Below are 15249 nucleotides of genomic sequence, written 5' to 3'. Positions count from 1 at the left end.
TGTTCAACGTCGAGACCCGGGAATTGACACGATTCAACTACTGTCAAGATATGGTATAGCACGTCGATTGAATCGTGTCAATTATATATTGATAAGGCCACCCACATGCCTAAGATAATGGCTGAACCCCGGGAAAGGTGCGAGATGGTGACGATGAGCGACGTGGCCAAGGAGGCGCAGGTCTCTCGGGCCACTGCCTCCTATGCCCTTCGAGGCGATACACGCATAGCGGATGACACCAGGCGCAGGGTCCTGCTTGCCGCACGTAAGCTCCGCTACTCGGCCAACCTGTCGGCCAGAAGCCTGCGCTCAGGCAAGAGCGGCATCATCGGCGTGGCCATCTTCGAGCTGGACAAACCCTACCCCGCGCAGATGAGCGCGGCCATCTCCCGGCAGATCAACGCCCACGGCATGCAGGCCATCATCCAGCAGACCTCCAACTCCAAACAGGACGAGGTCTCCATCCTCCGGCATGTGACCAGCCAGCTCTGCGACGGCACCATCTTCAGTCCAGGCAGCATCACCAATGAGGAGATGGAGGAGCTGGCCGACGGCAAGCCTTTGGTCCTGCTGGACGACCCCTCAGCCGAGCCGGTCTTCGACTCGGTCATGACGGCCGGATTCGAGGGAGCTGCCATGGCTGTGCAGCATCTGCTGGATTGCGGATGCCGACGAATAGGCGTGGTGGGTGCCGACATGACGGCCAGCACCGATCCGGTCCAACGGCACTCGGTCCGCGGCCGCAGGGTGGCCGGCTGCCTCAAGGCCCTGACAGCCGCCGGAATCGCGGCCCGGCCTAAAGACTTCCTGCCCTTGGACCGCTGGGACGGGGAAATGGCCCGCGACCTGGGCCATCATCTGGCGGACACGTCCGGCCTGCCCTTCGACGGCATCTTCTGCATGACCGACTCCCTGGCCCTGGGCCTGATCCGAGGACTGCACGAATGCGGCGTGGAGGTTCCCCGGGACTTAGCCGTTGTGGGATTCGACGGCATCCAGGAGGGAGAGTCCTATATCCCTTCGCTGACCACCATCAGCACCGACAAGGAGGACCTGGCCCGCAAGGCGGTGGATGCCCTCCTGGCCCGTCTGCAGGGCGAGGACGATGATCGTCCTCCCACTCGGACGACTGCCGCATGCCGGCTGGTGGTCCGGGAATCCACAGCCAAGATCCGCTGACAGGAAGACTAAAGGGTCCGCGCTGCCGTCCTAGCGACTGTGCGGACCCTTGCGGTTCCGGCGAGAAGCTCAGTCCTGCTTGATCTCGGACTTGTCCTCGGCCCAGAGGGTGTGGAAAGCGCCTGGCTGATCTACGCGCCCATAGGTGTGGGCGCCGAAGAGGTCACGCTGGCCCTGGATCAGTGCGGCGGGGAGCCTATCGGAACGCAGTCCGTCGTAGTAGGACAGAGAGCTGGCGAAGACGGGGATGGGGATACCGGCCTGGGTGGCGCGGGCCACGACACGCCGCCAGGAGTCCTGGGCCTGCTCGACCGCTTGCTTGAAGAAGGGATCGAAGAGCAGGGAGCCCGGCTCACGGCCAGAGGCGTAAGCATCGGAGATCCGGTTCAGGAACTTGGCCCGGATGATGCAACCGCCGCGCCAGATGCGGGCGATGGCACCCATGTCCAGCTTCCAGCCATAGACACGGGCTCCCTCCTGCATCTCGTTGAATCCCTGGGCGTAGGCCACGATCTTGGAAGCATAGAGGGCCTGGCGAATGTCCTCGATGAAGGACTTGCGGGCCTCGGGGTCGGCGGCCAGATCAGCCATGACAGCCTTGGGCTGCGGACCCTTCAGGCCCTCCTGGGCAGCCTGGCTGCGCAGCTCGGGCGAAGAAGAAAGTCCGCGAGCGAAGACCGCCTCGCCGATGCCGGTCACGGGCACGGCAAGATCCAGCGCGGTCTGCACGGTCCAGGTGCCGGTACCCTTCATGCCGGCCTGGTCGGTGACGATGTCGATGAAGGGCTTGCCAGTCGTGGCGTCGGTGTGATGGAGCACCTCGGCAGTGATCTGCACCAGGTAGGAGTTAAGATCCCCCTGGTTCCACTCCTCGAAGACCTGGGCGATAGCCTCGGGTTCCATGCCCAGACCGCGACGCATCAGGTCATAGGACTCGGCGATCACCTGCATATCGGCGTATTCGATGCCATTGTGGACCATCTTGACGAAGTGGCCCGCGCCGTCAGTGCCGATGTGGGTGACGCAGGGTTCGCCATCGACCTTGGCGGCAATGGACTCCAGAATGGGTCCCAGGGTCTTCCAGGACTCATCGGTCCCGCCAGGCATCATGGAGGGCCCCAAGAGGGCGCCCTGCTCGCCGCCGGAGACGCCGCAGCCTACGAAGTGCAGCCCACGGGCCCGGATGGCCTTCTCCCGGCGGATGGTGTCTTTGAAGTAGGCATTGCCGGCATCGACGATGATGTCTCCCGGCTCCATCAGGTCGGCCAGGTCATTGATCATCTGGTCGGTGGGGTCCCCGGCCTTGACCATAATGATGGCCGTACGGGGCTTGGTCAGCGAGGCCACGAACTCCTGCAGGGTCTTGGCCGGGACGAAGCGGCCTTCCTGGCCATGATCGCGGATCAGGGTCTCGGTACGCGAATAGTGGCGGTTGTAGACCGCTACGGTATTGCCGTGCCGTGCCAGGTTCCTGGACAGGCTGGCACCCATGGCGGCCAGACCCACGACTCCGATATTGGCTTCAGCTTGTGTCATCACATCACCTTTCGACGGTAGCCCGGAAAGGCCGGGCACCAGGTTCCATGCCGTCAATTCTATGGCCCGGACCCGATTTGGGCCAAGCTCCATAGGGTGAGATTCCACTCACTCAGCCCTTGTGGCGCTTGCCGCCCTTGATCTTGCGGGAGGGCAGGACCACGCGCGTCAGCTTGGGAACCGCCCGGGTGGAGACGAACAGGGGCTGCACTTCCACGATGGGGTTGTAGGGAGCCAGGCCGAACCACTTGATCGGCGAGCCCGCCACCTTACGGATGGCGTACTTGACCTTCAGCGAGAAGGCACCCCGGGAATCTATCTTGGACTCAGGCATCAGGGCCTTGTGGACCAGTACGTAGGTGACTGTGCCGATCTGCGGATCCTCGTCCACCTTGGGGTAGATGGAGGGCTGCTTGGGCAGTTCGCCGCTGTCGATCAGCTCGTGCATGATCTGGTGCAGGTAGGTGGCCACATTCTGGTCCACCTTGAAGCCCAGCCTCATGCGCACGCGGAAGAGGTAATTGGTGCCGAAGTTCTCCACTGAGTACTTGCGGGTGTAGGGGGCGTCCGTGGTCTGGACCGAGACCGCCCACCAGGCCCGGGCCCGCTTGGGTCGGTTGGCGAAGATGGAGAAGAAGATGTCGGTGTCCAGCCGCCGCATCTCCGCGTCCGAGGTCAGATAGACCAGGTTGTCTGCATAGTAGGGGACGCGGAAGTCGTTGTGGAGCATCTCCAGGGCGGGCAGGCACTCCTTGGCCGTCATATGCCGCCGCTGCGAGCGCTCCACCTTGGTGCCCACGTCCCAGGTGTACATGATGTAGAGGATGGCCGCGGTCAGCAGCATGGTGAACCAGCCACCGTGCATGAACTTGGCCATGGAGGCCATGAAGAAGAGGATCTGGATGGCCAGGAAGACCAGGGCGAAGAGTAGGGAGAGCGCCCTCTTGCCGTCGTGCCAGATGTAGTCGGCCAGCAGGACGGTTGTGGTGATCATGGTCACCGTCAGAGCCAATCCGTAGGCGGCCGAGATGTGCTCGGAATCCTTGAAGATGGCCAGCACAGTCAGGGTGGCCGCGCACAGGACCCAGTTGATAGTGGGGATGTAAAGCTGGCCGCGGGTACGCGCCGGGTAGCGCACCTGCAGGTGGGGCATCCAGTTGAGACCGGTGGCCTCCGAGACCATAGTGAAGGCGCCCGTGATGAGGGCCTGCGAGGCGATGACGCCGGCCGTCACGGACAGGAGGACCGCCACGTAACGCACGGTGGTGGGCATCATCTGGAAGAAGGGGTTGAGCCCGTCCACACCTTGCAGGGCCTTATTGTCGCTGTTGCGCAGGATCCAGGCCCCCTGGCCGAAGTAATTGAAGACCAGAGCGACGTTGATGAAGGGCCAGGTGGCATAGATGTTGCCGCGACCCACGTGGCCCATATCAGAATAAAGAGCCTCGGCTCCCGTGGTCGACAGGAAGACCGTGCCCATGATGGTCAGACCCACCGGATTCTGCGGGCTAAAGAGGAAGCGGATCCCGTAGACCGGATTCAGGGCCTCGAAGATGGACCAGTCGTTGCCGATGCAGTAGATGCCGATCAGGGCCAGGAAGGCGAACCAGACCATGACCACGCTGCCGAAGACCTTGCCGATCCGCTCGGTTCCACGCGACTGGACCGCAAACAGGATCAGGATGATCACGAAGGTGATGACCATGGTCAGGTTTCCGTTTTCACGGAAAATCGGAGTCAGGACGGGGATGGTCTTGAGGCCTTCGACTGCCGAGGATATGGAGACCGCCGGGGTCAGCACCGAGTCAGCCAGGAAAGCTGCGCCGCCGACCATGGCAGGGATGGCCAGCCATTTGCCGTAGTGCCGGACCAGAGTGTACAGGGCGAAGATGCCACCCTCGCCCTTGTTGTCGATGCGCATGGCCACCAGGACGTATTTGACCGTGGTAATCAGCGTGATGGACCAGAAGACCAGGGAGAGCATGCCCAGCACAGCCGCCCTGTCCACACGGGCCATACCGCCTTGCCCGGCCACGAAGGCCTGCATGGTGTACAAGGGCGAGGTGCCGATGTCGCCGTAGACCACGCCCAGGGCCACGATGCACATGCCCAGACTGATCCTGTCTGGCGAGGCTTGTACCCGTCGCCACCAGCGGCCCAGAGGACCCTTTGGCGGGGTGCGGCGACGCTGGGCCGCCCGCTGGGCCTCGCGCCGGACCCGCTTGAGCTCGTTCTCCTCCTCGCGCGTGCGGGATTTGGCCGAGATCTTTGGGGCCTTGGTAAAGCTCTCCGGGGGAAGTATCGATTCTTTGGCCAACCGACCCTTACGAGAGGCCGTCGTCGGCTTCGCCGCTTTTTCGCCGGATAACCGGGGTGGTTCGTCAGCGCCCCTGCCATCATCCTGAGCCGCCAACTCATGCCGCTCATCCGCCATAGAGCCCTCCATCGGCCAATGCCTTCACTCATCTACTTCCGGGTGCCGTATGTTGCTGTTCGCGCACACGTGCGACGACAACCGTAGCACTCTCCCCCCACACTCGGCAGGGGCGATTCAGACCGCGACACACCATTAGTTTAATCCCGGTCTGGCACCATCCGTCGGACCTCCTTTACAAGCCGTAAACCCGGCGCGTGGTGGCTGCCGTCGCTTTGGCCACCTGGGCCAGGGGGCAATCCAAGGCATCGGCCATGGCCCGGAGGGTATAAGGAATCATGTAGGGGGAGTTAGTGCGTCCCCTGTAGGGCATAGGACTCAGGTATGGTGCATCGGTCTCCACCATGATGTGGTCCATGCCGACCACGGACAGGGCCTGGCGGATTCCCTCGTTGCCCTTGTAGGAGACCGTCCCTGAGAAACTTAGATACCAGCCGTGCTCGGCGACAACCTGAGCCATCTGCGCATCCCCCGAATAGGAGTGGAAGATCGTGCGCTCGGGAGCGCCATCCTCCAGCAGGGTCTCAATGACCTGCCGGTGGGCGTCGCGGTCGTGGATCTGCATGGGCAGATCCAGCTCCTTAGCCAGGGCGATGTGATCGCGGAAGGCCTGCCGTTGAATCTCTTCGGCTCCCTGTCCAGTTCGGAAGAGGTCCATGCCCGTCTCCCCGATGGCCACCACCTGGTCGGGATACGCGTGAACCAGGCGGGCAACCTCTTCAAGCGCCTGCTCGAAAGAAACTTCATGCCAGGGCTGATATTTCAGAGGCAGTCCGTCCGGTCCCGGCACCCCTCGGTGGCCGTGCAGGACGGCTTCATTGGGATGGATGGCCAGGGCCGCGTGGACCACCCCGGGATGGGCTAGGGCCAGGTCCACCGCCGTCTGCAGATTGGGCAGTTCACAGCCCACGTCGATAGCACCGACCACGCCTACTGCCCGGGCCCTTTCCAGCTGCTGGTCGACCGAGCGGACGGGTACCGGATCCTGCCCGCGCTCCCTGGCCTGCCGATCCATCTCCTGGGCAAAGGGGACCACAGAAGCCATGTGGGTGTGATCGTCGATAACTCCAATGCCTTCGGGCAGCGGCTCGGGGTCGGGAGCCCAGCTGCGGTCACGGTGATGTCTGCTCATGATCCACAGTCTAAGGTCCAGTGCGACCCAAACTGCGACCCGCCCGGACGGACGGTGCCGACAAATGGAACGCCGGCCGCTAGAATCGCCCATGACGGCCCTGGAACGGCCGGAACGGAAGGGCAAAGAAGCGCCCGCCGCCACGGTACCTTTGCCGTAAGCAGGAAAGGTGGAACATGTCTACGGATTGGCAACCCTCGTTCGAGGCGACCAACGCCTACCTCTTCGTCCACTTCACCGGACATGAACAGGCCGAGACGGACGAGCAGCTCTACTTCGCCCTCAGCCGCGATGGCCTGCACTGGCATGACCTGCGGGCCCAAGGAGACCCGGTGCTGACCTGGAGCGAAGGCGAAGGTGGCGTGCGCGACCCCTATGTCGTGCGAGGACCTGACGGTCTCTTCCATATCATCGCCACCGACCTGTCCGTCTACCACAGGAGCGGCTGGCAGGAAGGCCGGGCCACCGTGGACGGATCCACCGGCCTGGTCATCTGGGATTCGCCTGACCTGGCCCACTGGGGCAGACCGCGCCTGGTGGATGTGGCCTCGGCCATTCCCAAGGCCGGCATGGCCTGGGCGCCGGAGGCCTGCTGGGATGCCGACAGGAAGCAATGGATAGTCTTCTGGGCCACGGCTGCCGCCAACAGCGCCGAGGATCCGGCCGCATCCGACCTGGCCAACGAGCTGGGCGACGGCATCAACATGTACTACGCCACCAGCGCTGACCTGATCACCTTCTCCCGCCCGGTAAAGTGGATCGACCGCAGCAACGGGATCATCGACACAACCATGCTCAAGGCGCCCGACGGCTGGTGGTACCGGGCCTCCAAGGATGACCAGATCACCCTGGAACGCACCCGGAACCCCTATGCGGTCACCCATGAGTTGGTGCGCACTGACGATGACCAAGCCTGGTCCTACTTGTCCAATCTGACCGACATCTTCGGCCAGGGACGCTACTCCTCGCGTTATCTGGAGGGCCCCGAACTCTTTCTCTACAACGATACTGACGCCACAGGATCCGACGGCCGGGCCATGCCTTTCGGCCTGATCTGTGACCAGTTCGCCGAGGGCCGGGGCTACCTGCCCTTCCGTTCGGCTGATCTGTCTTCCAGAGAGCAGCAGGACTGGGTCCTGGTCACGGACATGAACTTCGGCCGGCTGACCAAGCGGCACGGATCCATCATGCCCATTACTGAGAGCGAGTATCGGATTCTGAAGCGGACCCTGACCCGCTAAGCGGCTTCTTGGCGGGTTCGAGCACATGTAGGTCCATACCTGTCAACCATATCCGGAAATAGTCGGGCGACACGGCTGCCAAGAGCGGCGCAGCCAGACCCGGCCAAGTGCAGTAGGCCCAGCCCATCATCATGACAGTGGGAGGCGCACCCCACCGCTAGATCAGATCGTCAGTGGACCAAATTGCTGCCATAGCGGTACCAGTGCTCCCAGCCATTACCCTGCGCGACTGATCGTCGTCGAACAGCCACAGATCGGTACCATGCCATAAACCCGACCGTTGCGCGGGCAACGCACCATGTGGGGAATCCCGCAGGCAAGTGATGCCCAGTGCGAGGTCAGCAGCTTCCTGCCTCCGTACAGTGAATCCCAGCTCATGGACTCGTCACCTCACGACAGGTCAAAATGGAGGCACGGCATACCCAGACGGGTCTTCAATGAAGTGCACTATCAGATACCCGTAAGGGTCGGCCCCATCGACGGCCTGGCAGCCGATCCTGTTGGTTTTGCACTTGTCGCCAATGCTGCCGAGATATCGATAACGAATGGGTCAGTCTGCTATTGCGCAGAGGCAACCGAATCCTCCTGAACCTGGCTGCCTTGTCCCGCATCACCCTCAGCTTTGTTCGTATCGGCATGGTCCGGCTGTGTCGATTGCGTCTGGTCGCCATTGGCTGTGCGGATCATGGCGTACTGGGACTCGTGCAGCCGGTAGTAGGCGCCTCTCTTGGCCAGAAGCTCCTCGTGGGTGCCATGCTCCACGATCTGCCCGTGATCGATGTAGAAGATCTGGTCCGCATTTTCGATGGTGGACAGCCGGTGTGCGATGACGAAGGAGGTCCGCCCCTTGAGCAGGTGGGCCAGTCCGGCCTGGAGGGCCTCCTCGGTGCGGGTGTCGATGCTGCTGGTCGCCTCGTCCAGGATCAGGATGCGGGGGTCGGCCAGCAGAACCCTGGCAAAGGCGATCAGCTGCCGCTGACCTGCGGAGAGGGTGGATCCGCGCTCCTCGACTTTGGTATCGTAGCCGTCGGGCAGCTCCATGATGAACTCATGGGCATGGACGGCCTTGGCGGCCTCCTCGATCTGCTGGTCAGTGGCATCCAGGCGGCCGTAACGGATATTCTCGCGCACGTTGCCGGTGAAGATGAAGGTGTCCTGAAGCATGACCCCCATCTGCCGACGCAGGGAGGCCAGGGTCACGTCGCGCACGTCATGCCCGTCCACGCAGACGCTCCCCTCGGTCACGTCGTAGAAGCGCGAGAGAAGATTGACGATGGTGGTCTTGCCGGCACCCGTGGGCCCGACTAGGGCGACCGTGCTGCCTGCCGGCACATGGAAGTCCACCAGGTTGAGAATGTTGCGGCCTCCGGGCTCGTACTTGAATACCACGTCGTTGAAGTCCACCCTGCCCTTGACCGGAGGCAGCTCTATGGCCCCCGGGCGGTCCTCGATCTCAGGGTGGACATCCAGGGTCTCGAAGATGCGCTCCAGGTAGGACGAGCAGGTGATCAGCTGGTTGTAGAAATTGCCGATGTTGATGATGGGGTTCCAGAAGTTGTTGGCATAGCCGACGAAGGCGATCAGCATGCCCGTGGTCACCTGCACGCCGCCCAGGCCGGTGATCCCCAGATAGTAGATCAGTGCGATGGTGATGGTGGAGATGTTCTGCACTCCTGGCCACATCAGGTACTGGATGTGCACGGCCCGCATCCAGGCGCTGCGAACCTGACCCTGCTGCTCCTGGAAAGTGCGAAACTGCTCGCGCTCCCTGACGAAGGTCTGCGTGGTCTTGACCCCCGCGATGGACTCATGGATGTAGGCGTTCAGATTGCTCTGTTTGTTGGACAGGCGCTGATAGGCCCGTCGCTGGAAGCGCTGGAGGACCAATACATAGAGCACCAGCAGGGGCATAAGAACCAGGGACCAGAGGGTCAGCTTCCAGTCGATGACGAACATGACCACCAGGGTCAGCAGGAAGGTGAAGATGTCCGCGATCACGTTGATCAGACCCGAGCTCAGGGTATCCGAGAGGGTGTTGACGTAGTTGACCACCCGGATCAGAATCTTGCCGTGGGGCCGGGAGTCGAAGTAGGAGAAGGGCAGGGTCTGGATGTGGGTGAACAGGTCCCGGCGCATGTCCTTGAGCATGAGCTGCCCTACCTGTGTGATGGCCACGGTCCGGTAGCGCAGGAGGAGCTCGTAGACCACGATGGCAAGCAGGAAGACTGCACCCAGGGCGAAGAGCCGGACCGGATCCTTGGAGGGGATGACCGTGTCGATCATGGTCTTGGTCATGTAGGGAATGGCCACGGCGATGACGCTCATGAACAGGACCGCCGCCAGGATGATCACCCCCTGGCGTAGGTAGGGCTTCAAATAGGCACCTATACGCTTGATGTCCCCAAAGTCAATCTGCTCCTCCAGGTCCTCGTCCTCGCGGAAGGTGTTCCTGCGCGCGGTGCCCGCCGAACGTTGCTCTTGCTGCTTCATCGTCTCACCTTGCCATGCCTGCAGATGTATCAGAATCCCGCCGACTGCCCGGATTGCAGCCCTAACTGCTTGCGGTAGATCCGGTAGTAGCGGCCGTGGGCGTGGACCAAATCCTCATGGGACCCGCGTTCTACGATCCTGCCGTGGTCCAGGACCAGGATCAGGTCGGAATCCTTGATGGAGGAAATCCTGTGGGCGATGGTAACCATGGTCCTGGTGCCCTCCATCTCCTGCAGATGTCGCTGGATGGTGGCCTCGGTTTCCATGTCGACGGCCGATGTGGTGTCGTCCATGATCAGGATGGCCGGGTCGTCCGCCAGGGCCCGTGCCAAGCTGAGTCGTTGCTTCTGGCCGCCTGACAAGCCCACGCCACGCTCGCCCACCACGGTGTCATAGCCCTCGGGCATTCGATTGATGAAGGAGTCAGCGCCGGCCATGGAGGCCATGGTCCTGACGTACTGCTCATCGTCGCGGTGAGCTCCGAAGGCGATGTTGTCGCCGATGGTATCCGAAAAGAGGAAGGTGTCCTGTGCCACAATGTTGACCTGCCGCCGCAGCAGGTCCAGGGGCCACTGCCTAGCGTCGATCCCGTCGATGAGCACATGGCCCACGGTGGGGTCGTAGAAGCGGGCCACCAGGCTGACCAGGGTGGACTTGCCCGAGCCGGTCTCCCCCAGTATGCCCAGCCGGGTGCCGGCCGCCACATGGAAGTCTATGTCCTTGAGGATGGGGGTCTCCGGATCGTCAGGGAAGGCGAAACTGACGTGGTCGAAGCGGATATCTCCGCGGATCCTGACCGGGTCACCTGTCTGCTCGCCGTTGACCTTGGCACGGACCGTGGCCGCCTGGACCACGCCGGCCTGGGCGTTCTTGCGTTCAACAATCCTGGGCTCGGCCGTCAGCAGCCGACGGATCTTGACGCAGGAGGCATTGAATCGCTCTACATCGTTGATCAGCCAGCCGGACTGGCGCACCGGGCCGTCGATCATCCACAGGAAACTGTTGAAGGAGACCAGGGCGCCCAGGGTCATCTGCTGGCGGATGACCAGCCAGCCGCCCAGAATCAAGGTGATCAGCTGGAGCATGTAGGAGCAGCCGTCCAGCCAGGGCATATAGGTGCGGCTGTTGCGGGCGGAGTCCATGTTGCGCCGCATGTAGTCATCGTTGTGCTGATCGAACTTCTCGGTCTCATAGGGCTCGCGGACGAAGGCCTTAACCACCCGGTTACCTTCGATGTTCTCCTCGACCATGGAATTGAGGGATGCCAGCGAGTTGCGGATGGCATAGAAGAGCGGGTGGGCGTGCTTGGAGAGCTGCCAGGTGAAGTAGAAAAGGAATGGTGTTACGGCCAGCAAGGCCAGGGCCAGCCGCCATTCGATGGTAAACATGACGGCCAGCGATCCAACGAAGAGGCAGATAGCCTCCAGGATGTTGTAGGAGACCCAGGAGATGCAGTGGCGGATGGCATCGGTGTCCGAGGTCATCCGGCTCATGATGTCGCCGTTGCGGGTGTGGTTGAAGTAGGTGAAGTCCATGTCGTGGAGCTTCTCATACTCGTCGCTGACCAGCCGATAGATGGTGTTCTGGCCGAATCGCTCCATGAACATCTGGTAGCCATAGCGGCAGACACTGCGCCCAAGGGTGACGGCTATCATGGCGAAACAAAGTTTGGGCAGCCTGTCCTCATGCCCCTGGCCAATGACCTGGTCCACGATCATGCCCGCCAAAATGGGCATAAGCATGACCAGGACCTTGTCCGCCGCAAAGAGCAGGAGAGCGGCGGCGATTCTACCGGCGTCCGGCCTGCAGTAGGGGAGGATCCATCGAAGGTTGCTGCTGTGCTGATTCTTTGCAGAATCGACGTACATTGGAGGACACCCTCACGTTCCCTGTTGAACTTTTCTGATCTGGTCTCTTCTCATTGCCGTGACCGTCCGGGAGTGTGACTGACCGATGATGACGCTCAGCTATGTTCTTCGCCGCTGCAAGGCCGCGCGCGTCCGCCCTGGATTCGTCAAGCGTTGCTTATTCTATTGGAGCCCCGAGCAGATGCAACCCCGGTTCCCGGGCGTGTCTAGGCCCAGAATCCGGAGGTCATATGTGGCGCGGATGTCCCTGGACCAGAAGGTCCAGCTCAGGTCCTGACAAACGCTTCAGATCGACACCGTCTGGGGTCACGGCTACCTGGAACCTGGTGCCCCGCACCTCCAGCTGGTAGGTCAGCGAGCGCCAGGATGAAGGTAGGCGGGGGTCGATGCTCAGCCCGGTTCCACCGGTGTCCCGCAAGCCGCCGAAGCCGCAGACCAGGCTGGACCAGACACCTCCGCAGGCAGCTAGGTGGATGCCGTCGGTCGTGTTGGCATGCAGATCGTCCACGTCCGTAAACAAGGAGCGACGGAAGTACTGCATGGCTAACCGATCATGCCCCACCTCGGCAGCGAGGATGGACTGGGAGGCTGCCGACAGAGTCGAATCCCCGGTGGTCAGCGGATCGTAGTAGTCGAAGTCAGCCCGCTTCTGCTCCGGGGTAAACCAGGAGCTGAGCAGGTAGAGAGCCATAACCACGTCGGTCTGCTTGAGCACCTTGTGCCGGTAAATGACCAAGGGATGGTAGTGCAGCAGCAGGGGCCTGGCCGTGAACCGGTCGAAGTGCCAGCGGGGGCGTTGCATGAACTGGGCATCCTGGGCATGGACCCCCTCCTGATCATCAAAGGGGACAAACATGGCCTCAGCCGCACTGGACCATTTGCTGGCCTCCTCATCGTCGAAGTACAGCCTTTCACGTATGGCGCCGATCAGGTCGGGGTGCTTCTCGCGTAAGTGCTGGTAAGCCTTGTAAGCAGCCAAGAGGTTGAACCGAGCCATCTGGTTGGTATAGAGGTTGTCGTCAACCAAGACCGTGTACTCGTCCGGACCGGTCACGCAGTGGATGTGGAAGCGGCCATCCTCCTTGTAGCGCCCCAGGCTCATCCAAAGACGGGCCGTCTCCACCAGGATGTCTATACCCTCAGCCTGCAGGAAGTCTTCATCGCCGGTGACCTGCACATACTGGGCCACCGCGTAGGCGATGTCGGCATCGATGTGGTACTGGGCTGTTCCCGTGGGGAAGTAGGCGGAGGCTTCCTCGCCGTCAATGGTCCTCCAGGGGAAGAGGGCGCCGTTCAAGTTGAGCGTGCAGGCCCTGCGCCTGGCGGCAGGCAGCATCATGTAGCGGTAGTGAAGGACAGCCCTAGCCCGGGCAGGCGCTGAATAAATCAGGAAGGGAAGAATGTAGATCTCGGTGTCCCAGAAGTAGTGGCCGCTGTAGCCGGACCCACTCAGACCCTTGGCACCCACGCCGTTCTCGATCTGGGCCGTGGACTGGGCCAGCTGGAAGAGCTCCCAGCGCACCATCTGCTGGGTACGACCGCCATCGTCGGCCTGGATGCGGATATCCTGACGCTCCCAGAACCGGTCCAGCCACTCCCGCTGACGCTGCTCTAGCTCATCCAGAGAAAGAGTGCTGACCTCCTCCAATCTATCGCGGCAGTCCTCGACCAGATTCCTGGTCCCCTCGCCCCGCGTCTGCACGACCAGACCATTGCCGCTGGTGCCGGCCGGAAGGATAGGGTGGCTGCGGTAGACCGCGTAACGGACCAGACGAGTGGAACCACCCTTGGGCACGTCCATACGCCAGCCGGAGCCTTCAACAGGCCGGCCGTCCCTGAACTGCCGAACACCCAGGGCCAGGCTGAGCCGTGAATTATTGCAACGAAAGACCCTGCAATCCGAGCTCAGCTCGCCATAAACAGCATTGTCCAACACCTCGTGGATTCCGCAGCCGTCCACAAAGGTCGACTTGCGGGGATCACTGGAGTTGACATGGCGGGGGTTGTCCGCGTTGACCGGACCCTCGACCACAACAGCCATATCCCGGTCGGGCGATTCAACGGTCAGCGTGCAAACGCTCAGGCTGCGGTCATACAGGCAGACCATACGGGTGAGCACGGTCTTCAGGTGGATGCCGTGGCCCAGATCGTACAGATTGGTGGTGGTCGCGATTCCGGTTCGGAAGTCCAGACGCTGAGTGGTCTTCTCCGGCCGGCCCAGAGGCAGCCCTTCCACCTTGAGGGTGAAGTCCGAAGCATCGGGCACTCCTTGGATCAGCTGACCCACCTGGGCATATCCGTAGGCGCTTTCAGGGTGGGCTATGCGGAAAGTGTCATGGAAGCCACTTAGGAAGGTGCCGTTGCCCAGGCAGCGTTCCCCGCCTCCTTCGCCCCTGACACCGACGGATCCGTTGGTGACCGAAAAGACTGTGGCACTGACCGCGTCGGGCCGTCCGACCTCGCTCAGACCCCAGTCCTCCACAGGGAAACGTTCCGCATCCAGATCCGGATCCTCCGCCAGCGCACGCTCACTGGCATCGTCGTCGATCAGCTCAATCAATTGGTCCACCACCAGGTCCGCACCCGCCTTGAGCAGCTGCTCGCGACCGGCACCCCTGTCCACGCCCACAACCAGGCCGAACCTACCCGCGTGACCGGCGGCTACACCAGAGAGGGCATCCTCGACCACAACAGCATCCTCGTTGCGCAGACCCAGCACCTTGGCCGCATAGGCGTAGGTGTCTGGGGCCGGCTTGCCCTGAAGGCCCATCTCGTCCTTGAGGTTGCCGTCCACCACTGTGTCGAAGTATCCGGCAATTCCAGCGGCTTGGAGGACTTCAGCCGTGTTGCGCGAACTGGACACCACAGCCAGACGCTTCTTGTCAGTACGCAGGTGCCTGAGCAGATCCACCGTGTCCGGGTAGGGATCAATGCCCTTCTGCTTCAGCATCCGCTCAAATGTCATGTTCTTGCGATTGCCGTATCCGCAGACGGTGTCCAGCTGCGGATCGTCATCGGGGCTGCCCCAGTCAAGCTCAATGCCTCTGCTGCGCAGCAGGGCATCGACACCGTCATAGCGGGGCCGACCATCCACATAGGCGTAGTAGTCCTGCTCCGTATAGGCCGGGACGTTCGCGGGCAGGACCTGATCGAACAACGCCTTCCAGGCGGCCTTGTGCAGGATGGTCGTGGGCACCAACACCCCATCCAGATCGAAGAGCACACAGGCGAATTGGGCAACCTTCATGGTTACTCATCCTATGGGTCTTCCATGACGAAAGAACCCGGCGGTTCGAAGAACCGCCGGGCGAGAAGAGAGAGAAGAAGGGGTTCAGTTATCGGGGCCGCACGACCCCCATCGGCCAGTAC

Annotated in this window: 8 protein-coding genes; 2 read left to right on the top strand and 6 right to left on the bottom strand. The window is 62.1% G+C overall.

Going from position 1 to position 15249, the window contains the following annotated elements:
- The first annotated feature begins 144 nt into the window (after window positions 1-144).
- Complete coding sequence (locus tag ACUIAI_RS00200) at window positions 145-1179, top strand: LacI family DNA-binding transcriptional regulator (protein ID WP_181414845.1); 1035 nt, start codon at window positions 145-147, stop codon at window positions 1177-1179.
- Window positions 1180-1248: 69 nt separating this feature from the next.
- On the opposite strand, the gene gndA is transcribed toward ACUIAI_RS00200, so the two are convergent.
- The 3 genes from gndA to ACUIAI_RS00185 all read right to left on the bottom strand — a co-directional run bounded on the left by gndA (window position 1249) and on the right by ACUIAI_RS00185 (window position 6281).
- Entirely contained in the window at window positions 1249-2715 is a 1467-nt protein-coding gene (gndA, locus tag ACUIAI_RS00195) for an NADP-dependent phosphogluconate dehydrogenase (RefSeq protein ID WP_110412351.1), read from the bottom strand.
- A gap of 112 nt (window positions 2716-2827) precedes the next feature.
- On the bottom strand, window positions 2828-5149 hold the full coding sequence (locus tag ACUIAI_RS00190) for a KUP/HAK/KT family potassium transporter (RefSeq protein WP_110412791.1): 2322 nt from the start codon (window positions 5147-5149) through the stop codon (window positions 2828-2830).
- Window positions 5150-5324: 175 nt separating this feature from the next.
- Window positions 5325-6281 carry a TatD family hydrolase gene (locus tag ACUIAI_RS00185; protein ID WP_110412350.1) on the bottom strand — a complete coding sequence of 319 codons (957 nt, stop codon included), beginning with the start codon at window positions 6279-6281 and terminating at the stop codon, window positions 5325-5327.
- Window positions 6282-6457: 176 nt separating this feature from the next.
- Between ACUIAI_RS00185 and ACUIAI_RS00180 the strand changes: the two genes are divergently transcribed.
- On the top strand, window positions 6458-7522 hold the full coding sequence (locus ACUIAI_RS00180; RefSeq protein ID WP_445342229.1) for a glycoside hydrolase family 43 protein: 1065 nt from the start codon (window positions 6458-6460) through the stop codon (window positions 7520-7522).
- Window positions 7523-8080: 558 nt separating this feature from the next.
- On the opposite strand, the gene ACUIAI_RS00175 is transcribed toward ACUIAI_RS00180, so the two are convergent.
- The 3 genes from ACUIAI_RS00175 to ACUIAI_RS00165 form a co-directional block, all read right to left on the bottom strand.
- Window positions 8081-10012, bottom strand: a complete 1932-nt coding sequence (locus ACUIAI_RS00175) for an ABC transporter ATP-binding protein (protein ID WP_445342228.1) — start codon at window positions 10010-10012, stop codon at window positions 8081-8083.
- A 29-nt stretch (window positions 10013-10041) separates the two neighbouring features.
- Window positions 10042-11880 (bottom strand): ABC transporter ATP-binding protein, encoded by a 1839-nt coding sequence (locus ACUIAI_RS00170; RefSeq protein WP_445342227.1) that lies wholly within the window; start codon window positions 11878-11880, stop codon window positions 10042-10044.
- Between the two features lie 226 nt (window positions 11881-12106).
- Window positions 12107-15127 (bottom strand): HAD-IA family hydrolase, encoded by a 3021-nt coding sequence (locus ACUIAI_RS00165; protein ID WP_445342226.1) that lies wholly within the window; start codon window positions 15125-15127, stop codon window positions 12107-12109.
- Window positions 15128-15249 lie beyond the last annotated feature (122 nt).

It is taken from the genome of Bifidobacterium sp. ESL0827, assembly GCF_052606685.1.
This window is presented reverse-complemented; position numbering and strand designations above follow the sequence as displayed.